This is a genomic window from Parafannyhessea sp. LCP19S3_B1 (genome assembly GCF_052121955.1).
Taxonomy (GTDB): domain Bacteria; phylum Actinomycetota; class Coriobacteriia; order Coriobacteriales; family Atopobiaceae; genus Parafannyhessea.
Genome location: NZ_JBQKDH010000001.1, coordinates 1 through 19,289 on the forward strand (window position 1 = coordinate 1; position 19,289 = coordinate 19,289).

General features: G+C 65.8%; 18 protein-coding genes and 1 other RNA gene. 8 read left to right on the forward strand and 11 right to left on the reverse strand.

From position 1 onward, the window contains the following. The coding region (dnaX, locus tag ACTQWE_RS00005; protein WP_441921188.1) for a DNA polymerase III subunit gamma/tau at window positions 1–1,950 on the reverse strand (1,950 nt) is incomplete at its 3' end. A gap of 464 nt (window positions 1,951–2,414) precedes the next feature. Here dnaX and ACTQWE_RS00010 point away from each other — a divergent pair. Then, the gene (locus tag ACTQWE_RS00010) at window positions 2,415–3,557 is read left to right on the forward strand and encodes a hypothetical protein (RefSeq protein WP_441854923.1); all 1,143 of its coding nucleotides are present in this window, start codon (window positions 2,415–2,417) and stop codon (window positions 3,555–3,557) included. A gap of 166 nt (window positions 3,558–3,723) precedes the next feature. On the opposite strand, the gene deoC is transcribed toward ACTQWE_RS00010, so the two are convergent. The 5 genes from deoC to ffs form a co-directional block, all read right to left on the reverse strand. Further along, on the reverse strand, window positions 3,724–4,434 hold the full coding sequence (deoC, locus tag ACTQWE_RS00015) for a deoxyribose-phosphate aldolase (protein WP_441854925.1): 711 nt from the start codon (window positions 4,432–4,434) through the stop codon (window positions 3,724–3,726). A gap of 532 nt (window positions 4,435–4,966) precedes the next feature. After that, on the reverse strand, window positions 4,967–5,395 hold the full coding sequence (locus ACTQWE_RS00020) for an Hsp20/alpha crystallin family protein (protein ID WP_090863840.1): 429 nt from the start codon (window positions 5,393–5,395) through the stop codon (window positions 4,967–4,969). A 247-nt stretch (window positions 5,396–5,642) separates the two neighbouring features. Continuing rightward, complete coding sequence (locus ACTQWE_RS00025) at window positions 5,643–5,873, reverse strand: hypothetical protein (RefSeq protein ID WP_441854927.1); 231 nt, start codon at window positions 5,871–5,873, stop codon at window positions 5,643–5,645. A gap of 118 nt (window positions 5,874–5,991) precedes the next feature. Then, a complete protein-coding gene (locus ACTQWE_RS00030; protein WP_441854929.1) occupies window positions 5,992–6,651 on the reverse strand; it encodes a DedA family protein in 660 nt (219 codons plus the stop codon). A gap of 123 nt (window positions 6,652–6,774) precedes the next feature. Then, window positions 6,775–6,870: signal recognition particle sRNA small type (ffs, locus tag ACTQWE_RS00035), an RNA gene on the reverse strand. 199 nt (window positions 6,871–7,069) lie between these two features. Between ffs and ACTQWE_RS00040 the strand changes: the two genes are divergently transcribed. The 5 genes from ACTQWE_RS00040 to ACTQWE_RS00060 all read left to right on the forward strand — a co-directional run bounded on the left by ACTQWE_RS00040 (window position 7,070) and on the right by ACTQWE_RS00060 (window position 12,520). Beyond that, window positions 7,070–8,881 (forward strand): adenine deaminase, encoded by a 1,812-nt coding sequence (locus ACTQWE_RS00040; protein ID WP_441854931.1) that lies wholly within the window; start codon window positions 7,070–7,072, stop codon window positions 8,879–8,881. 125 nt (window positions 8,882–9,006) lie between these two features. Continuing rightward, window positions 9,007–9,609 carry a hypothetical protein gene (locus ACTQWE_RS00045; protein WP_441854932.1) on the forward strand — a complete coding sequence of 201 codons (603 nt, stop codon included), beginning with the start codon at window positions 9,007–9,009 and terminating at the stop codon, window positions 9,607–9,609. Window positions 9,610–9,767: 158 nt separating this feature from the next. Then, a complete protein-coding gene (gene amrA / locus ACTQWE_RS00050) occupies window positions 9,768–11,207 on the forward strand; it encodes an AmmeMemoRadiSam system protein A (RefSeq protein WP_441854934.1) in 1,440 nt (479 codons plus the stop codon). Further along, entirely contained in the window at window positions 11,204–12,103 is a 900-nt protein-coding gene (gene amrS / locus ACTQWE_RS00055) for an AmmeMemoRadiSam system radical SAM enzyme (protein WP_441854936.1), read from the forward strand. Before amrA ends, amrS begins: the two co-directional genes overlap by 4 nt. A gap of 141 nt (window positions 12,104–12,244) precedes the next feature. Then, the gene (locus ACTQWE_RS00060; RefSeq protein ID WP_170104696.1) at window positions 12,245–12,520 is read left to right on the forward strand and encodes a GNAT family N-acetyltransferase; all 276 of its coding nucleotides are present in this window, start codon (window positions 12,245–12,247) and stop codon (window positions 12,518–12,520) included. A 168-nt stretch (window positions 12,521–12,688) separates the two neighbouring features. Here the strand turns inward: ACTQWE_RS00060 and ACTQWE_RS00065 are convergent, their stop codons facing one another. From ACTQWE_RS00065 to ACTQWE_RS00075, 3 genes are all read right to left on the reverse strand, one after another. Beyond that, window positions 12,689–13,903 carry a prolyl oligopeptidase family serine peptidase gene (locus tag ACTQWE_RS00065; RefSeq protein ID WP_441854938.1) on the reverse strand — a complete coding sequence of 405 codons (1,215 nt, stop codon included), beginning with the start codon at window positions 13,901–13,903 and terminating at the stop codon, window positions 12,689–12,691. Between the two features lie 234 nt (window positions 13,904–14,137). Then, window positions 14,138–15,832, reverse strand: coding sequence for a glucose-6-phosphate isomerase (pgi, locus tag ACTQWE_RS00070; RefSeq protein WP_441854939.1), 1,695 nt, complete (start codon window positions 15,830–15,832; stop codon window positions 14,138–14,140). Between the two features lie 184 nt (window positions 15,833–16,016). Next, window positions 16,017–16,571 carry a hypothetical protein gene (locus tag ACTQWE_RS00075; RefSeq protein ID WP_441854941.1) on the reverse strand — a complete coding sequence of 185 codons (555 nt, stop codon included), beginning with the start codon at window positions 16,569–16,571 and terminating at the stop codon, window positions 16,017–16,019. A 133-nt stretch (window positions 16,572–16,704) separates the two neighbouring features. On the opposite strand from ACTQWE_RS00075, the gene trxA reads away from it, so the two are divergent. After that, a complete protein-coding gene (trxA, locus tag ACTQWE_RS00080) occupies window positions 16,705–17,022 on the forward strand; it encodes a thioredoxin (RefSeq protein ID WP_090847325.1) in 318 nt (105 codons plus the stop codon). A 114-nt stretch (window positions 17,023–17,136) separates the two neighbouring features. Further along, complete coding sequence (locus ACTQWE_RS00085) at window positions 17,137–17,844, forward strand: phosphatase PAP2 family protein (protein WP_441854942.1); 708 nt, start codon at window positions 17,137–17,139, stop codon at window positions 17,842–17,844. A 95-nt stretch (window positions 17,845–17,939) separates the two neighbouring features. On the opposite strand, the gene ACTQWE_RS00090 is transcribed toward ACTQWE_RS00085, so the two are convergent. Beyond that, window positions 17,940–18,413 (reverse strand): YfcE family phosphodiesterase, encoded by a 474-nt coding sequence (locus ACTQWE_RS00090; RefSeq protein WP_170104702.1) that lies wholly within the window; start codon window positions 18,411–18,413, stop codon window positions 17,940–17,942. A 107-nt stretch (window positions 18,414–18,520) separates the two neighbouring features. After that, window positions 18,521–19,258 carry a LytR/AlgR family response regulator transcription factor gene (locus ACTQWE_RS00095; RefSeq protein ID WP_206109894.1) on the reverse strand — a complete coding sequence of 246 codons (738 nt, stop codon included), beginning with the start codon at window positions 19,256–19,258 and terminating at the stop codon, window positions 18,521–18,523. Window positions 19,259–19,289: the final 31 nt, after the last annotated feature.

Below are 19,289 nucleotides of genomic sequence, written 5' to 3' on the forward strand. Positions count from 1 at the left end.
AGCCGGGGCAGGGGCCGGCCGCGGTGCGGGAGCCGGCCGCGGTGCGGGAGCCGGCCGCGGTGCGGGAGTCGGCGTAGGTGCGGGCGCGGGAGTCGGCGCGGCCGCCCTCTGGGAGCGCGCGATGTCCGCGCCGCGCAGGCTTGCCTCGGCATAGATCAGCTGTCTGTGGCCGAACAGCGCCTCGACGGCAGGCTCGACCACGGCCCTCACGTCTGCTCGCTCGAGCATCTTCACGGCGAACGCGGAGCCCTTAGGCAGGTTGACCAGCAGCTTCGAGCCGTCGTCGCTGATGGCCGAGGAGCTGAGCAGCAGCGAGCCGCGCGGCGGGTCCTTGCGCACCAGCGCGTCAACCACCTGGCGCCACCTGCGCTGGAGCTCTCCACCATCCGTCACGGCAGTCGATCCGGAAGCCGGACTTGGCGCAGGAGCCACGGGCTGGGGCGCCGGCTGGGATGCCGGTTTTGGCACCGGCCGGGGTGCCGGAGCCGGTGCGGGCTGGGGTGCCGGAGCCGGTGTCGGCCGGGACGTGACAGGCTTCGGTGCCGGCGCCGCGGATCGTGGCGCGGGAGCCGGCTTGCTTGCGGCTGCCTGCACGGGCGCCTGCTGCGACGCCCTGGGTTGCGGTGAAGGCGCAGGGCGCACCACAGCTTCTGGCTGCGGCGCGGTGGCCACGTTCTTCTCGCCCTGCGCCGGACGCGCGGGCGCAGTTGGACGCGGCGCACGGTGCGCGGCCGCTGGTGCGGCGGTCGGTGGCGCGGGGGTCGCCGGAGCGGCGGTAGGCATCGCGCCCGGCACCATCAGCTCCGCCACGCGGCGCTCGAGCTGGGCCACGCGGTCCGCGAGGGAGTCGAGCGTCAGGTCACTCTTGGGGCGCGCGATCTTGGTGAGCGCCACCTCGAGCACCAGGCGCTGGTCCGTCGCGGTGCGCATCTCCTTCGCGGCATCGCCCAGCACCACCATCGCGCGCGAGATCCTGTCCACGGAGCCAAACGCCAGCGCCTCGTCGCGCAGGTTCTGCAGTTCCTCCTCGTTGGCGTCCACCACGCCGGGCTTCGCTCCCACCGCGGCGATCACGTACACGTCGCGCAGATGACCCGCGAGCTCGCGGTTGAACTCCAGCAGGTCGCGGCCCTGGCTCACGAGGTCGCCCACAGCCGAGAACAGCGTGGGCACGTTGCGCTCCGCCATGGCGCAGGCGACGCTCACCAGCATGGAGCCGCTGACCTCGCCTAACAGGTCCTGGGCGGACTCCAGCGACACCTTGCCGTCACCAAATACGGAGAGCTTCTCCAGCGTGCTCAGCGCATCGCGCATGCCGCCGCGCGCGTGGCGCACCACCAGCTCGAGCGCGGCCTTGTCGTACTCGAAGCCCTCTTGACGGCAGACGTCCTCGAGGTGGGCCTCGATGTCCGGCGCGCCAATGGCGCGGAAGTCGAAGCGCTGCACGCGCGAGAGGATGGTCTCGGGAATCTTCTGCGGGTCCGTTGTGCACAGTACGAAAACCACGTGCTCAGGAGGCTCCTCAAGCGTCTTCAGCAGCGCGTTGAACGCCGCCGTCGTGAGCATGTGGACCTCGTCGATGATATAGAACTTGTAATTGCCGCGCACGGGGGCATAGTTGACGCGATTGATGATCTCTTCGCGAACGTTGTCCACGCCGGTCCTGGACGCGGCGTCCAGCTCGTACACGTCCGGGTGCTCGCCCGCCGCGATCAGCTTGCACTGCTCGCACGTCCCGTCCGGCAGATGCCCCGGCCCCTGCTCGCACATCAGGGCCTTTGCCAGGATGCGCGCCATGGTCGTCTTGCCCGTACCACGCGGCCCGCAGAACAGGTACGCGTGGCTCGTGCGGCCCTCCAGCACGGCGTTCTCAAGCGTCGAAACCACATGCTGCTGGCCAACTACCTGGTCAAACGTCTGCGGACGATACTTCCTGTACAGAGATTCCATTGCGCCTCCCGCGCGTCGCGACGCCACGCCCCCGGCTATGCCGCCGAGGCACCGCGTCGCGGGCCTTGTTGTCTGGGGCATAAGTATAGCGGCCGGGGGGCTTGCGACGCATCGCGGTCGCGGCGCGGGATGCCTTGCTGCCACGGACCGCGCGGATCGCTTGCCGTGCTTTTCGCCGCATGCGGCAGCGATTTTGCTGCGGCGCGCTACGTCCACAGTACTTATCTTTCATCTATCTTTATGCATCTATGGAGTTTGCCCAGTTGAGTCAATTTTGCTCGTTTATCACGCTATATCGCTTGCTATGGACGACTAGTCGAACGTTGATATTTGTTATAATTCGCCCTCACTACTACATGCGGCAGCTCATCTTAGTTCGTCGCTCGTCCGCGCGAGAGCGTCGCGCGGTCGAAAGAACGAGTTAGTGATGACAAAGCCGCGGTCACGCACGGGAGGTCTTCAACATGAGACTCACGGTCAGACTTTCGGATGCCCTGCGCATCACGCGCGCCCTTAGGGCTCAGCGCGTAGACCTGCACAACCTTCCCCACGGCGAGCTCCAGGCTCCTGACCCCTCGCCCGCGAAGCGTTGGTCCGCACAAGCCATCGATTGCGACGCGCTCCTCCTGAGCGAACCGCCGAGTCCAGGGGAGCCAGTCGAGGTTATCGTTAGCCGCTTCTGCAAAGCACCGCGCACAAAGCTGCTGCATGCCAGTACGCTCAGGGACTGGCTATTGCCGCAGAACTCGTTCATCCGAGTCGATGACGAAATCTGGATACCCCGACCAGAGATGCTCTTTGCACAGATGGGGTCTCTTCTTTCCCCCGTTGAGCACCTCGCGCTCGAGCTCGAGCTTTGCGGAACCTACACCTTGGACGCCCACGAGCCCAATCGCGGTGCGTCGACGTTCGGCATCGCTCCCGCAACTAGCGAGGAAGAGATACGTGCCTTTCTCGCCTCCTACCCGCAGGCTCACATCTGGGGAATGCAGCAGGCAAGAAGCCTCGCACCTCTCATTACTGATAACTCCTGGTCTCCGATGGAAACCTCTGTGGCGACCGTGCTCTCGATACCCGTCACAAGCCAGGGCTATGGCCTCGGGCCCCTGGTCCTCAACAAGCGATTCGCTGGGGGCACCGCCTTCGTCGGAGCGCGCACCTCTCGCGTTCCAGACATTCTCTTTGCAGGAACGCACGTTGGCTTCAACTACGACAGCAGCGATCACCTTCCTATCGATACCATTGCCCACGCCGGCCTTAACCTTGGGCTGAACCCAGGCAGCCACGCCAGAGAGCGTGAGCTTGACAGGGCAACACGCGATGCGAGACACAAGTTCGTCGATGACCGCCGCAGAGACCGCGAGCTTATGGCCGCTGGCCTGCAGGTTATTTCCGTTACGTCCGAAGATCTGTACGAGCCAGGCGGTATGGACGCGCTGGCAAGATGGGCGATGGACAGAATCGAGGCCGAGGGAGCTCGAAACCTCCTCGCCCAACGCGATGCTCTCACCCACCAGGACCTCGCACGTACCAGGCAGCTGTTGCTGTGGTCGCTCCTGCCTGGCCGTCGAGGCGACATGGCCCGCGGCGAGCTCGAACGTCGCTAGTACGGGCACGAAAGCGATGGGCCGCATCACCCGGACACGGCCCATCGCACACGAACGTAGAACATATTTTCGACACATTTCAGCGACCTGCGAAAACGCGACGCGAACGTCAACCTTACTTTGAGTGTTCTACGTTCGGCCTCACTAGTTGCGTCGCACGTCCCGCCTACAGCTCGATGCTGCTCACGCCCCACTCCTCGAAGCGGCGCCGCAGCTCGTCCATGATCGGCACGCCCGCGCTGCAGCCAATGCGCTCGGCACCCGCGCGCACCATGTCCAAAAACGCGTCGGCCGTGCGAATGCCACCCGCGGCCTTCACCTTCACGCGCGGATCCACGTGCGCGCGCATCAGCCGCACGTCCTCCACGGTCGCCCCGCCGGTGCTGAAACCGGTCGACGTCTTCACGAACGTGGGCAGCACGCGGTTGGCCACCTCGCACAGCGCCACCTTCTCGTCATCGGTCAGCAGGCAGTTCTCGAAGATCACCTTGCTCGGAACGCCTGCCTCACGGCACACGTCCACGATCTGCCGCATCTCGTCCTCGACGTACTCCCAGTTGCCGGCCTTGACCTCCGTCAGGTTCACCACGTAGTCGATCTCGTTCGCACCCGCGGCCAGGGCGTCTTTCGTCTCGAACACCTTGCACGCGACGCTCGTCTGTCCCAGCGGAAACCCGATAGCGGCACCGGTGTCGATGTCGGTCCCCGCCAGAAGGCGCGAGCACAGCGCCGACTGCACCGAGTTGATCGCGACCATCTTGAAGTGGTAGCGCCGCGCCTCGCCGCACAGGCGCTCCATGTCCTCGCGCGTCGCGTCGGGGTGCAGGTTGGTGTGGTCAACGAGCCTCGCAAGGTCGTCCAGCGTGTAAGACTTCATGTTCCCCCTCCCCCGCGCGCGTCCGTCCGCGCGCGACCAATGCTTCGACATGCGCATTATCCAACGCATCGCCGCGCGCCGCGACCATCGCTCACGCAGACGGTTGCGCAGGACGGCCCCGTGGGGCTTTCGCGCAGATGAGAAGAACGGGGTGGCACCTCTCGGCACCGCCCCGTCCAGAGCAAGTCATATTCGGTTGTGCGCATGCGCGAGTGCGTGTTCCGCGTCGTGGATGGCGAGGCACCCCCGCCGTTTCCGCGCCTTCCTAGAGTCTCACGACGCCGTGAGTCCCCGGGAATCGACGCCACATGAGTCCGCGACACTCTTGCGGCCGCACGAAACCTCGCGTGCGCGGGAAAGCCATTCCCTCTCTCATTCGCCTCGACCCCCTTTCAGCTCTCGGCCGCCAGGCATCGGGCACCGCCTTCCGCCTGGCATCTAACGCTTGCTACCTAGCAGTCACCTTCGCGCCTGCAATTCCGCGCTTCCGCAGCCCCGCAAGCAAGTAGGTCGCAGCACATCCGCCGTCCGGCTACTCGATGGTGACCTTCGTGACGTTTGCCTTCTTCTCCTCCTGCTTCGGGACGTCGACCGTCAGAACGCCGCCGTCCATCTTTGCAGAGATGCCCTCGTTGGCCGCGTCCTTCAGGTACACGCCACGGGTTGCCTGCCACTCCGAGGTCTCCTTCTGCAGGTAGTTCTTGTCCTTCTGCTCGTCGGACTCCTTCTTGTCGACGCTAATGCTCAGACGACCCTCGTTGAGCTCAATGTCGACCTGGTCCTTCTTGACGCCCGGCAGCTCAGCCGTGATCACGTACTTGTCGCCCGCGTCCTCGACGTCCATGTTGAACGCGTCTGCGTCCGACACAGCCAGCGGTGCGAAGAAGTCGTCAATCGCTGCGAACGGCCAAACCCTGCGAAGTGCCTTCTCGTAGTCGCTATAGGGAACCATGCCTGCCATTGTTACCACTCCTTCTATTGGCTGGACGCCCTTCCTTTGGGCTTCCTTGGGTTCACTGGTATATGTAACCACCTACCAGTAACTTAAACATGATTTCTCAGATTTTTTGAGTCTATGTCGCTAACTATATCTAAGTGCTTCAGCCTAAGGTTTAGACCTCTCGAATCCATGACGCCTGTCTCCATGCACAAGGGGACGTCGCCCAAGCTGGGAAACGTCCCCTCGGTCGTCCTTCTCTCTGGCGCCCCTACAGACCACACTCCTCCAGGCGGTCCAGGATTTCGCCCAGCGTCGACTTGTACGCAAAGAGCTGCCGGTACGTCGCCGTCTTCATGCGACCCTGCGCGCGCAGGTCGTCCATCTGGCGCACGGCGTTGCCGTAGTCCTCCCGCACGCCCGCCGCAAACGCCTCGTAGCGCTCGAGCCTGCGCTCGCGCTCCGCCGCGGCCATGCCCGCGGTCGTCGTGTCATCGCTCATGCATCCTCCGTCCCACGCAAAGGGGCGCCCGCCTCCGTCGGAAGGCAGACGCCCCAGGCTTGTACCTATCTATCTTAACGGGCGCCTTCGCAGGCAGTCTCCCTTGCCGCGCGGCAGCCTACTCGGCCGCCTCCTCCGCCTTCTTGCCAAACTTCGCCTTGAGCGCACCCACGACGGCCGGAATGACAGAAACGAGGATGATGCCCACGATGACCAGCTCAAAGTGCTTCTGCACCGCAGGGATGCCGCCAAAGAAGTAGCCCAGCAGCGTAAAGAGCGTGGACCACGTGATGCCGCCCAGGATGTTGAAGATCACGAAGTTGCGCCAGTGCATGCCGCCCATGCCGCTCAGGAACGGGACGAACGTGCGGATGAACGGGAAGAACCTGCCCAGGAAGACCGCGAGGTGGCCCCACTTGTCCAGGAAGTCCTCCGTCTTCTTCACGCGCTCCGGGGTCATGGCCTTTACCTTGCCTGACGCCACGATTCTCTGCCCAAAGAAGTGGCCGATCATGAAGTTGCACTGGTCGCCCAGGATGGCCGCGGCCCACGCGACGCCAAGCAGCATAAAGATGTTGAAGCCGCCGTTGTGCGCGAAGAACCCCGACGCAAACAGCAGCGAGTCACCCGGAAGAAACGGGAAGAACACGACGCCCGTCTCGATGAAGATGATGAGAAACACAAAGCCGTACGCCACAACCGGTCCGGCGGCGATGGCGCTGGCTATGGCCGTGCGGGGGTCCTTCAGCAGCTCGACGATGAAGTTCACGAATCCCATGCGAGAAAATCCTTACCTTTGGCGGCGCCAACGCGTGCCAGGGCTCGCGACAGGCGGGTCCGCAGTCTCTGCTTACAACAACACCCCTTGCCGCGTTCGCGGTTTGGGGCGCAGGTCAAAGTGTGCTCGATGGGAACGGGCGCCCGCCCGAGGCTCCTTATGGCTGCTACCTTCCGGTCCTGACCAGGTTCGGAACAGTACGTCGCCCGAACCCATCGAGCACACTCACGGATTGATACTCTACCTGCCCGGCGCGGCGCACGTGGTATCGCCCGGACGATAACACCAAAAGCCCACGTCGTTTGAGCGTCGCTTGGGCATCCACGGCCGCGGCGCCCCGCCGATACGCTACCCTAGGTGCAACCAAATATCGCCGCGGGCAGAGCGAACGGCCACGGCGTCGTCACGGGAGGCGCGCATGATCAATCACTTCTGCAAGGTTCCCCTTTGGGAATGCAACGGTAAGCTCGTTCGCGTGGCGCAGGGTCAGGAGGCCGCGGACACGGTCATCCGCCACGCAAAGCTCGTAAGCGTCACCACGCGCGAGATCCTGGACAACGCGGACATCGCCATCAGCTGCGGCCGCGTCGCCTACATCGGATTCGACGGCCACACGGCCGAGCACTGCATCGGCCCCAACACAACCGTCGTGGACGCCCACGGCCTCTACGCCGCGCCCGGCCTTCTTGACACCCACATCCACATCGAGTCCTCCATGGTCGGCCCGTCCGAGTACGCGCGCGGCGTGGTGCCCCACGGCACCGTCGGCATCTACGCGGACCCGCACGAAGTCGCAAACGTCCGCGGCCTCGAGGGCGTGAAGGCCATGTGGCAGGACGCCGCCCGCACGCCGCTCAAGATCATGCTCACCACGCCGTCGTGCGTGCCGGCGGTCCTCGGCGTCGAGGACACGGGCTCCAGCATCGACGCCGTGCAGGTCGCGGACACCATGACGTGGCCCGAGACCTGTGGCCTCGGCGAGATGATGAACTTCCCCGGCATCCTTTCGGGCGAGAAGAACGCACTCGGCGAGGTGCAAGAGACCCTCAAGGCCGACAAGCCCGTGACCGGCCACTACGTCACGACGGACGACGACCGCGGCCTGAACGCCTACATCGCCGCCGGCGTCACGAGCTGCCACGAGTCCAGCACGTTCCAGGACGTCCTCGCAAAGCTCCGCATGGGCATGTACGTGCAGCTGCGCCAGGGCTCCGCCTGGCTCAACCTGCCGGGCTACCTGCCGCAGCTCGTCCAGAGCGGCGTGGACACCAGCCACTGCATGCTGTGCACGGACGACTCCCACCCGCACACCATCGTCGCGGACGGCCACATGGACCGCGTCCTGCGCGAGGCCGTCAGGCTCGGGCTCGACCCCGTCGTCGCCATCCAGATGTGCACCATCAACGCAGCCACGTACTTCGGCGTCGGGCTGGACATGGGCTCCATCACGCCGGGCAAGTGCGCGGACATCGCGCTGTTCGAGGACCTCACGGACTTCCGCGCCGCGCAGGTCTACATCGACGGCGAGCTCGTCGCGCGCGACGGCAAAGCCCTGTTCGAGGTCGAGCCGTTCCAGTGGCCCGACTTCATGACCAACACCATGGACCTTGGCATCGACATCACGCCGCAGACGTTCCGCATCCCGGTCGACACGCAGGAAGACACGTGCAAGGTCCGCGCGCTCGGAGTCAACGCGGGCGACACCCTCACGCGCGAGCTTTTCGTCCAGGTGCCCGTGCGCGACGGCTCGCTCCAGGCTGACCCGGAGCACGACGTGCTGAAGGCCTGCGTGTTCGACAGGCACCACGGCGAGAAGGGCACTCACGCCTTCGGCTTCATCAACGGCTTCGGCATCCACGGCGCGCTCGCCCAGACCGTGAGCCACGATGCCCACAACCTCCTCGTCATGGGCGACAACGACGCGGACATGGCGCTTGCGGCGAAGACGCTCGCGGAGTGCGGCGGCGGAGAGGTCGCCGTCATGGACGGTAAGGTCCTCGCCCTGGTCGAGCTGCCCGTCTGCGGCCTCATGAGCGACAAGCCCGTCGAGGTGGTCGCCTCCGAGGTCGACCGCATCGAGCAGGCATGGTCCACCATGGGTTGCACGCTGCCGTCGCCGTTCATGACCATGGGCGTCATGTCGCTTGCCTGCGTGCCGTTCCTGCGCCTCACCAACCGCGGCTACGTCAACTGCATCACGTTCAAGATGGAGCCGCTCCTGGCAGAGTAGCGCCACAAGGTAGCTGCAAGCCGTCCGCAAGGTCACGTCACGGGTCCGTCCTTCGGGGCGGACCTTTCGCTACCCGTTGCCTTTGCGCTACCATCGTGGGGTTCAACCACGTACAGGGAGACCACATGTCAAAAAAGAGCAAGAACCGCTCCAAGCAGGCGGCGCACATAAGCGCAAAGCAGCGCCAGGAGCAAAACCTCACCGCAGCCGAGCAAGATGCCGAAAAGTACGGAGACGTGCTCTTCTCGACAACGTACTTTCTGGACGAGAAGAGCGCGGACAACGCGGCCGCGCTGTATGGCGGGGGCCGCACGCGCGACCTGTGCCTCGTGCTTCTGGTCGTTGGCATCGTGATGCTGGTGACGAACTTCGTGCTGGGATTCAACCTGGCGATCTTCCTGATCGCGCTTGTGCTGTCGGTGTCTGGCGCCACGGCGTCAGGCAACTGGAAGTCCGTCACCATGTGGGCTCTCATGGGCACAAACCTGGGCGATTCCAAGGAGGACCTCAACCGCCACAACGTCGTGACCGCCGAGGAGGTCATCGTGGAGGGCCCCGGTGCAGAGGTGCTGCGCCTGCCGCTGCGCGAGCTGCGCCGCGTGCGCCACGACGAGCACGGCTGTCTGGCCATGTTTGGCAAGGCGCGTGTGGCGTACTTCCCGGCCAGCCAGATGAGCGTGAGCCGCCTGCGCGAGCTCGAGCAGTTCCTGGAGAAAGCCGCAAGATAGGTGCAAGATAGCCGCAAGCTGGGTGTCCGGCGCGCTAGACGCGCCGCAGTATGGGTATCAACCCTGTAACCAGCGGCAACATAACGGCGTCACGGGCGGGCGCGCGGTGCGGATGTCGCATCGTGCGCCCGCCTTCGCATGCCGGGGAGGAAGGACCCATGGCAATCGTAGCGGCGTTCGCGGTTCCGCACCCGCCCCTGATCATCCCGGCCGTAGGCAGGGGCCGCGAGAAAGAGATTCAGAAGACGATCGACGCGTATCGGGAGGTAGGCGCGCGCATCGCGGAGCTCGACCCGCAGACGATCGTGATATCGTCCCCGCACTCCGTCATGTACCGCGACTACATCCACGTATCGCCCGGCACGTCCGCGGAGGGGAACTTTGGGCAGTTTGGCGCAAGGGAGGCCCGCTACGCGGCGTGCTACGACACTGAGTTCGTGACGGCGCTCGCCGCGGCGGCGGACGCGGACGGGCTTGCCGCCGGCTGCGAGGGCGAGCGCGATTCCGCGCTTGACCACGCGACCATGATCCCGCTGCACTTTATACAGGAAGCCTACCGCAAGGCCGGGCGCGAGCCGCGCTACAAGGTGGTGCGCATGGGCATTTCCGGCCTTTCGCCCGCGGACCACTACCGCATGGGCACGCTGGTGCAGCGCGTGGCCAGCGTGCTGGGGCGGCGCTGCGTGTACGTGGCGTCCGGCGACCTTTCGCACAAGCTTGCGCCAGAGGGCCCGTACGGGTTTGCGGCGGAGGGGCCCAAGTTTGACCGGCGCGTGTGCAACGACTTCTCCACCGCGGATTTTCTTGACCTTTTGATGATCGATCGCGGGTTCGCGGAGCGCGCGGCAGAGTGCGGCCTGCGCAGCTTCCAGATCATGGCCGGCGCGCTGGACCAGACGGACGTGCGCTCAGAGCTCCTTTCCTACCAGGGGCCTTTTGGCGTTGGCTACGGCGTGGCGGCGTTCGTTCCCACGGGAGAAGAACGCGCGGACCCGGCTCGCGACTTTCTTTCCGCGTACGAGGACGCCCACCGCGAGGAGATGCGTCGCCGCAAGGAGGCGGAGGACCCGCTTGTGAGGCTGGCGCGGCTGTCGCTCGAGACATTCGTTCGCACGGGCGAGCGCCTGCGCGCGGCCGACGTGCCAGACGGGCTGCTGGCACAGCTGCGCAAGGCAGCGGACGACAGCCCCGCCGGCTGCTTCGTCTCGCTCAAGAAGGACGGCGAGCTGCGCGGCTGCATCGGGACCATCATGCCCACGCGCGACACCCTGTGGGCAGAGATCCTGGGCAACGCCGTCTCTGCCGGGGCGCATGACCCGCGCTTCTCGCCCGTGCGCAAGGGCGAGCTGGACGAGCTGGTGTACGACGTGGACGTGCTGACGCCCCCGGAGCGCATAGCGGGGCCGCAGGAGCTGGACGTGCACCGCTACGGCGTGATCGTGAGCACGGATGACGGCCGGCGCGGGCTGCTCCTGCCCGATCTTGACGGCGTGGACAGCGTGGAGCAGCAGGTGCGCATTGCGGCGCGCAAGGGCGGGATAGACCTCTCGCGCGACGACTGGCACCTGGATCGCTTCGAGGTGGTGAGGCACACATGACGCGCGCAGCGTCGGGCGCCGTGCCAGGCGCAACGTCAGGCGCGACGTGCGACGCGTGCCCGCGGCGCTGCAGGCTTGCGGAAGGCACGCTTGGCCGGTGCCGCGCGCGGCGCTGCCGGGACGGCAGGGTCCTGCCAGAGAACTACGGCAGGCTCACGTCCATTGCGCTCGACCCCATACAGAAGAAGCCCATCGCAAGGTGGATGCAAGGTTCGACCGTTCTTTCCGTTGGGAGCTACGGGTGCAACCTGCGGTGCCCGTTCTGCCAGAACTGGCAGATATCACAATCCGGCGAGGGCGACGTGCCGTGGCGCGAGGTATCGCCGCGGGAGCTGGTGCGCATGGCGCTTGACGTGCGGCGCCGCGAGGAGGCGGCCGGCAGACAGATGGCGGGGATCGCCTACACGTACAACGAGCCGCTCGTTGGCTGGGAGTACGTACGCGACTGCGGCGAGCTTGCGCACGAGACGGGCCTCGCGAACGTGCTCGTCTCGAACGGGTGCGCCACGCCGCAGGTAATTGCAACCCTCGCGCCCCTGGTGGACGCCGCCAACATAGACCTCAAGTCCTTCTCGCCCGCGTTCTACCACGCGTGCGGCGCGCCTGCCGGGGCGCTGGACGCCGTGCGGCACACCATAGAGGCGCTGGCCGCGGAGGGCGGCTGCCACCTGGAGGTGACCATGCTCGTCGTGCCCGGCATGAACGACACGGACGACCACATGCAGAGGCTTTCGCGGTGGCTTGCCTCCGTCGACCGCACGGTGGTGCTGCACGTGACGCGGTTCTTCCCGCGCTGGCACATGTCTGACGCACGGCCGACGGACGTGGAGCTTGTCTATCACCTGGCTGACGTTGCGCGAGAAGAGCTTGACTGCGTGCTGGTGGGCAACTGCTGACGGCGCGACGCAACCGCCCGCGAAGACGGCATGTCTAGCATCTGCCTTTACGGGTATACATAAAAACATACGCAGTTTTCGCGGGGGCCGCATGGCGATTTTGCCACGCGGCCCCCGCTTGGCACCCTAAGGAGGCTCAACATGATCTTTCAGGTCGACGACAACAGCGTCAAGTTCCTTGGCGACGACAACGAGGTCAAGGGCGCAGTCCTCTTTCCCGACGCGGGGGACGGCGTCGTGGACATCAACAAGACGTACGTTGCCCCAACGGAGCGCGGCATGGGGACCGCGGGACTCTTGATGGGCCGCGCGGCGGAGCACATCAAGGCGACGGGCAAGAAGGCCAGGCTTTCCTGCAGCTATGCGCAAGCGTGGTTCAAGAAGCACCCCGAGTACCAGGGCCTCGTGACGGAGTAGCGCGACGGTCGTGGCGGCGACTGCGCAGGCAGCCGCAAGCCCTGTGGAAGACAACCGCAAGAAGGCGGGCGGCACGTGGCTTTTGCCAACGGCCGCCCGCTTCGCTTGTACGCGCCGCGCGCAGGCGCAGGCGCAGGCGCAGGCGCAGGCGCGATCTTGCACCAGTCTTTACCTGCGCTGCAGACCGACCCACTCCCACAGGCTCACCGGGCGGCCGCCCACCGTCACGGGCGACCCGTCCGCGTCGACGTCCACGAAGTCGTGGTACACCTCGACCCAGCAGAAGTGGCCACGGTAGCGAAGCGGCGCGCCCGATGCGTCATGGTAGCGGCCCGTCAGGTCGTCCACGTGGTCAAACAGGGTAAGGTGGACGTCCGCGCCAAGGCGGCGCAGGTGGCGGTACGTGGGGATCGAGGTGCGACGCGGGTCGACGATGTCGTCGTCCGCGGACTGCACCAACCAGAGCGGTGTGCGAGCGATGGCCGCGACCTCGGCCTCCGTCGCAAGGTCGTCGTTCCACGCCGGACACACGGCGATGCCGGCGGCAAACAGGTCTGGGTAGTCTGCCAGCAGGCGGCACGTCATGAACCCGCCGTTGGAGAGCCCGCCCACGTACACGCGCGACGGGTCAACGGCCGGCAGCGCCGCGACGGCGCGACGCACCATGTCGCCAAGCGCGCGCACGTAGCGACTCTGGTTGTCGTCATCCATCCGGCCGGATCCAGAGTCCATCCAATACGTGGGGGAAGACGGCACCAGCACGTACGCCGCACCGCCGAGCTTTGCCTGGATGTCCGGTTGCCCAAGCGCCGTCACCCTGTTTGCCATGACCGTCAGAAACGGCACGCGCGGCTCGCCCGCGCCATGCAGCCACAGCAGCAGCGGCACGGACCGTGGCCGCGGCGAGCGATTACCCCGCGCGCACTCCGGCGTAAAGAGCGAGAGGCGCATGTGGTACCCATCGAAGTTGCCTTCGCCCGTGAGGTCCCATCCCAGCAGGTCGGGACAGGTGTCACCCGCAGACTCATCAAACACGAGGCCCCCGAGCGCACCCGCAGAAGGATTTTTCGCCGCAAGCGCGCGACGCTGTGCCACGTGAAACACGGGCATGAGCTCCCTCGAGCCCATGACCCCGCCACCGATGCGCTGGGTGGCCCTCACCTCCGGAAGCTCGAGCACCACGTGGCTGCCGCCGGGACGACGCGCGCCCATCTCGTCGCACGCCCATGCGCGAAGCACGGCTACGTCCTCCCCATCCGCGCGCACGGCAAAGGCATCTGCAAGGTCGCCGGCATCCGCAACGTCGTACGGCAGGTCAAGCACAAGCCTGCTCACGTATGCGCCCCTGTCCGTCGCGGTCGTGACGGTTCGATACTCTGCCATGATGCCTCCAAAGTCTTCCGCGAGGCGTCCGCGCGTGGCGCTCGGGCAAATTTCCGCGCAAGGCGCCCGAAAGGCGGGTCGCAACCATGTTCTCACGTCCTTCTCGCCCGCGGGGCGAGAAGGGAAAGGCCTCCGGGGCCAAAGGCAGATGCCAGCTCCGGAGGCCTTGCGTGCTCTAGCTTCGGTCGTCGCCGCGCGCGGCAACCTTGCAGTTGCCTTGCGGCCGCCTTGCGCCTACCTGCGGTGCGCGCGGTAGTACGCGATGAGCGCCTTCGTAGAGGCGTCCTGGGCGGCGAGCGCCTCGTCGTCGTGGAACGCGGGCGTGATCTGCTTCGCAAGCTGCTTGCCCAGCTCGACGCCCCACTGGTCGTAGGAGTCCAGGCCCCAGACCGTGCCCTCGACAAACGTGATGTGCTCGTACAGCGCGATGAGCTCGCCCAGGGCGTGCGCGTTCAGCGTGTCGCCAAAGATCGACGTGGTCGGGCGGTTGCCGGTGAAGACGCGCGCCGGGACCATCCACTCCGCAGTGCCCTCCGCGCGGACCTCGTCAGCGGTCTTGCCAAAGGCGAGGGCCTTCGTCTGCGCAAGGAAGTTGCCCAGGAAGAGCTCGTGCACGTCCTGGTCGCCGTCCTTCGTGGGGTTGGGAGTGTTGGCGAACGCGATGAAATCGGCCGGAATCATGCGCGTGCCCTGGTGAATGAGCTGGTAGAACGCGTGCTGGCCGTTGGTGCCGGCCTCGCCCCAGAAGATCTCGCCGGTGTCGGACGTGACGGGGGTGCCGTCCCAGCGCGTGGACTTGCCGTTGGATTCCATGGTCAGCTGCTGCAGGTACGCCGGGAAGCGGTGCAGGTACTGGTTGTACGGCAGCACGGCGTGGCTTGCGGCCTTGAAGAAGTTGACGTACCAGACGTTGATGAGGCCCATGAGCGCGACGACGTTCTGCTCGAGCGGGGTCTCGCAGAAGTAGGTGTCGAGGTCGTGGAAGCCGGCCAGGAAGTCCTTGAACATCTGCGGGCCAAACGCGATGATGAGCGACAGGCCGACTGCGGCGTCGACGGAGTAGCGGCCGCCGACCCAGCTCCAGAAGCCGAAGGCGTTCGCCGGGTCGATGCCGAACTTCTCAACGAGCTCCAGGTTGGTCGAGACCGCGACGAAGTGCTTCTTGATGGCATCTGCAACGGAGGCGTCGGAGCCGTCGATTGCGCCCTGCGCCTTCAGTCCCTCCAGCAGCCAGGTGCGAGCCTCGCGCGCGTTCGTCATCGTCTCGAGCGTCGTGAACGTCTTGGACACTATGACCACCAGCGTGGTCTCGGGGTCGAGGCCCTTGACCTTCTCGGCCATGTCGTTGGGGTCGATGTTAGAGACGTAGCGCACGGAGATGCCGGCGTCCGCGTACGGCTTGAGCGCCTCGTACACCATGACCGGGCCCAGGTCGGAGCCGCCGATGCCGATGGAGACGACGGTCTCGATCTTCTTGCCGGTGACGCCCTTCCACTCGCCGGAGCGCACGCTTTCCGCGAACGCGTACATGCGGTCCAGCACCTCGTGCACGTCCTTCACGCAGTCCTGGCCGTCGACGATGAGCTTGCCGGCGTCTGACGCGGGACGGCGCAGCGCCGTGTGCAGGACGGCGCGGTCCTCGGTGGTGTTGATGTGCACGCCGTTGAACATCGCGGTGCGGCGCTCCTCAAGACCCACCGCCTTGCCAAGGGCGGCCAGCAGCTCGACGGTCTCGTCCGTCACGAGGTTCTTCGACAGGTCAAAGTGCAGGTCGGATAGGTCAAACGACAGCTTCTGGACGCGCTGGGGGTCAGCGGCGAACCAATCCTTCAGGCTGATGCCCTTGGACTGGAGGCTGTCGAAGTGGTCCTCGAGGGCCTTCCACTCTGGGGTCTGCGTCGCGTCGATGGGTGCGGGTACGTCTGGCATGCTAGCTCCTTAGGTCTGACTGCAGTTACGTGCAAGACCGGGTCGCCCGGGCGGCGACCGCAACATACAGCCCTAATTCTACCCCGTTCGCCAAAAGATGCGTGACAGGGCATAAAGTGCCAACAGACTTGCGCGCGGGCGAGAAGGGCGCGGGCCCTTTGCCGCGGCCGCGGGCCCGGTGGCGCTAGATGGGCTCGCCAAGCGGCGGTACGCGCTTCAGGCGCGCCCACATGACCTGCTTCTGCCGCTTGTCTGCAAGGGCCGCCTCGAAGCCGCCCAGGTTCAGCACGCGCATGCCCAGCACAAGCGCCACGACGCCGGGCGCGAGCATCGCCTCCGCAAAGTCCGGAAGCGCCGCGAGCTCGTCCGCGTACGCCTCGCGCACGGCCGCGGCGGCGGCCTCGTCGCACAAGACGAGCGTCGCCGGGTCAAGCGCGGCTACGACGCGTTGCAGCGTTTCCGCAGGCAGCGGCTTGCCGGTGTCAAGCGAACACGACACCGCCGCCCAGTCCTCGGGTGCGTAGCCCAGCGCCTCGAGCGACTTGCGGAGCGCCGTCCCGTCCTCGCCCGAAAGCAGGGGACGCCCGTCCTTCTCGCCTGCGTTGAGCTGGCCTTTCACAAACAGGACGGAAGAGAACGAGTTGCCAGACATGCACACGCCCCTAGACGCGAGCCCCGCGAGCTCCGCGCGGGCCTTCGCCACGTACGCGTCGCGACGCGCCTCCCTGTCTGACGGCATGGTCGCTCCTCTCGTGTTGTCGCCGTTGGCTTTTATGGATTCGATTCTAGCGCCGCAATCCTGCGCAGATTGGGTATAAGCGCTCCAGAGACAATCTGCGCGCTCGCGCGCGCCCCTTCGAAGGAGAGAGTTAATGGCAAACGCAATCACCTCCGCGGACTTCGATTCCGTCCTCGCAAGCTCTGACAAGCCGGTCCTGGTTGACTTCTGGGCTTCCTGGTGCGGCCCCTGCCGCGCGCTTGGCCCCGTCGTCGAGCAGGTTGGGGACGAGATGGCCGACCGCCTGACCGTCTACAAGTGCAACGTGGACGAGGAGGGCGACCTGGCCCAGAGGTTCCAGATCGTGTCCATCCCCACGCTCATCCTGTTCAAGGACGGCAAGCCCGTCCACACCATGGTGGGCAACATGCCGAAGGCCGACCTCGTGAAGGAGCTCGAGGCAAACCTGTAGGGCCCGCCCCACATACGCATTTTGCGGACGTCTGCGCGGCGTCCGCTTTTTGTATCTGCCGGCCGCCGGCCTCCTTGCAGGCATCTGCGCGGCCGCACCCACGGAGGTCATCCCATGACGCAAGACAAGCGCAAGGCAGGCGCGCTCGCGCGGCTGGTGCAGAGCCGGCGCGCGATGCTGGTGCTCGTTGCGGTGCTGGTCTTTACCTGGCTTCTGTTCGAAATCAAGACGGACGACATCATGCGCATGGACGCCGCCGCGCACAGCCTGGTCGTGATGCACATGCGCGCGGCGTGGCTCACGCCCATCATGCAGTCGATATCGGACCTCGCCTACCCCGTGGTGCTGGTGGTGATGCTCCTGGTAATCGAGGTCTTCGCCCCCGGACGCCGCCCCGGGCTGTGCGCCGCTGTCAACCTCGTGCTCGCCACGCTGCTCAACCTGCTGCTCAAGGCGCTGATCCAGCGCCCACGCCCCGAGGGCTACCGCCTGGTCGCGGAGAGCGGCTTCAGCTTCCCGTCCGGCCACTCCATGGTGGCGATGGCGTTCTACGGGCTGCTCATCTGGATGGTCTGGCGCTACGAGAAGGACGCCCTCGTGCGTCGGCTTGGCGTCATCGGCTTTGGCCTTGTTATCGTGCTCGTGGGGCTTAGCCGCATCTACCTGGGCGTTCACTACGCCTCAGACGTGCTTGCGGGTTTCTGCGCGTCCATCGCGTGGCTTGGCGTGTACACCAAGCTCCTTGCACCCGTCTTCCTTGCGCAACGGAAAGACCCTCAGGGTGCGCCGGGCGAGAAGGACGGCGCCGGCCGCGAGGCCTAAAGGCAACTGCAAGCTTGAGCCACTCGTCTGGCGGCCGGGTGTCTGACGGCACCGCGAGCGCGGGCTCCTGCGTCACGCCGACCCCTTGCCGGCCCCTATGACTCCTGCCAGTCCAGGGCGCGCAGCGGCACGATCTTCGCGCTCTGCACCTTGCCGTTGTCTGCGATGATGCGGCCGATGGTAGGCCCGCCTGCGCGCGGGAACGTGGGGCTGCCGGGGTTCATGACGAGCGCACCGGTCTTGGCGTCGCGCTCCACGAACGGCCGATGGGTGTGCCCGCAGATGGCGACCTCGCAGGTGGCAAGGTCAAGGCGCTCCCGGTAGTGGCACACCTCCCAGCGCAGGCCCGCCGCAAAGAACCTCACGAGGTTCGTGACGTACGAGTCGTAGGTGTAGCCCCAGTCGTTGTTGCCCTTGCACATGTAGGTCATGGCGATGCCGTTCAGGGTGTGGAAGTCCGACTCGGAGCACATGTCCCCGGCATGCACAATCACGTCGGCGCCCTCCAGCTCGGACAGAAGCTCGTCCGATAGGTACCCGTGTGTGTCGGAGACTATGTCAAACCGCATAAATTCCCGCTCTTCTCTTCTAACGAGTGCCCGTGCGCGCTGGGCGCGGGCGCGTGTCCGCGCATGCCCCGCGTCCGCTCGCGTGGGATTCCTTCGTGCGCAGGGCGCTACAGCCCAAGCGCCCGCTTCAGCGGCACGACGCGACGGCGCGACACGGGGATCTTCTTCTCTTCCACGCCCTTGATGCCCAGCTGCAGAATGCCGCTAGAGATGACCTCGACGTCCTCGACGTGGTCCAGGTTCACGATGTAGCCGCGATGCACGCGGAAGAATCCGTGCGGCGTGAGCTTCTGCTCGAGCTTCGCGAGCGAGATGGTGGAGAGGAAGCGGTCGCCGTCCGTGTAGATGCAGGAGTAGTCGTCCTTCGCCTCGATGTAGCGAATCTCGTCCACGGGGACGAGCACCTTGCGGCCGCCCTTCTCCACGGGGATGCGCTCCTGCGCGGGATGGCTAGCGGGGGCGGGCTTCACGATGGCCTCGACCTTGTCGAGGGCGCGGTTGAGCCTGTCGGTCTCCACCGGCTTCATGAGGTAGTCGACGGCGTCCACGTTGAACGCCTCGAGCGCGTACTCGCTGTACGCGGTCACAAACACCACCGCCGGCGGGTTCTTCAGCTTGTGCAGGGCCTCGGCAAGCTGCATGCCAGACGTCTTCGGCATCGAGATGTCCAGAAATATCACGTCGATGCGCTGGTCGGTACCCTCCTTGCTCTTGACGAGGGATTCCACGGCCTCGCGGGCGTTCAGCGCCTCGCGAATGGTGTCGACGCGCCCCGTCTCCTCAAGGAGGTACCTGAGTTCAGAACGCGCAGGAGCCTCGTCGTCCACGATGAGTGCGTTCAGCAAGTCACATCACCTAACCTTTGGAACACCAGCA

Excerpts from the sequence above, each read along its gene's own strand:
- ACTQWE_RS00030 (WP_441854929.1), bottom strand. The coding sequence starts at position 6,651 with ATGGGATTCGTGAACTTCATCGTCGAGCTGCTGAAGGACCCCCGCACG.
- ACTQWE_RS00085 (WP_441854942.1), top strand. The coding sequence starts at position 17,137 with ATGACGCAAGACAAGCGCAAGGCAGGCGCGCTCGCGCGGCTGGTGCAG.
- ACTQWE_RS00065 (WP_441854938.1), bottom strand. The coding sequence starts at position 13,903 with ATGGCAGAGTATCGAACCGTCACGACCGCGACGGACAGGGGCGCATAC.
- ACTQWE_RS00075 (WP_441854941.1), bottom strand. The coding sequence starts at position 16,571 with ATGCCGTCAGACAGGGAGGCGCGTCGCGACGCGTACGTGGCGAAGGCC.
- ACTQWE_RS00060 (WP_170104696.1), top strand. The coding sequence starts at position 12,245 with ATGATCTTTCAGGTCGACGACAACAGCGTCAAGTTCCTTGGCGACGAC.
- amrA (WP_441854934.1), top strand. The coding sequence starts at position 9,768 with ATGGCAATCGTAGCGGCGTTCGCGGTTCCGCACCCGCCCCTGATCATC.
- ACTQWE_RS00040 (WP_441854931.1), top strand. The coding sequence starts at position 7,070 with ATGATCAATCACTTCTGCAAGGTTCCCCTTTGGGAATGCAACGGTAAG.
- ACTQWE_RS00025 (WP_441854927.1), bottom strand. The coding sequence starts at position 5,873 with ATGAGCGATGACACGACGACCGCGGGCATGGCCGCGGCGGAGCGCGAG.
- pgi (WP_441854939.1), bottom strand. The coding sequence starts at position 15,832 with ATGCCAGACGTACCCGCACCCATCGACGCGACGCAGACCCCAGAGTGG.
- deoC (WP_441854925.1), bottom strand. The coding sequence starts at position 4,434 with ATGAAGTCTTACACGCTGGACGACCTTGCGAGGCTCGTTGACCACACC.
- ACTQWE_RS00020 (WP_090863840.1), bottom strand. The coding sequence starts at position 5,395 with ATGGCAGGCATGGTTCCCTATAGCGACTACGAGAAGGCACTTCGCAGG.
- trxA (WP_090847325.1), top strand. The coding sequence starts at position 16,705 with ATGGCAAACGCAATCACCTCCGCGGACTTCGATTCCGTCCTCGCAAGC.
- ACTQWE_RS00045 (WP_441854932.1), top strand. The coding sequence starts at position 9,007 with ATGTCAAAAAAGAGCAAGAACCGCTCCAAGCAGGCGGCGCACATAAGC.
- amrS (WP_441854936.1), top strand. The coding sequence starts at position 11,204 with ATGACGCGCGCAGCGTCGGGCGCCGTGCCAGGCGCAACGTCAGGCGCG.
- ACTQWE_RS00090 (WP_170104702.1), bottom strand. The coding sequence starts at position 18,413 with ATGCGGTTTGACATAGTCTCCGACACACACGGGTACCTATCGGACGAG.
- ACTQWE_RS00010 (WP_441854923.1), top strand. The coding sequence starts at position 2,415 with ATGAGACTCACGGTCAGACTTTCGGATGCCCTGCGCATCACGCGCGCC.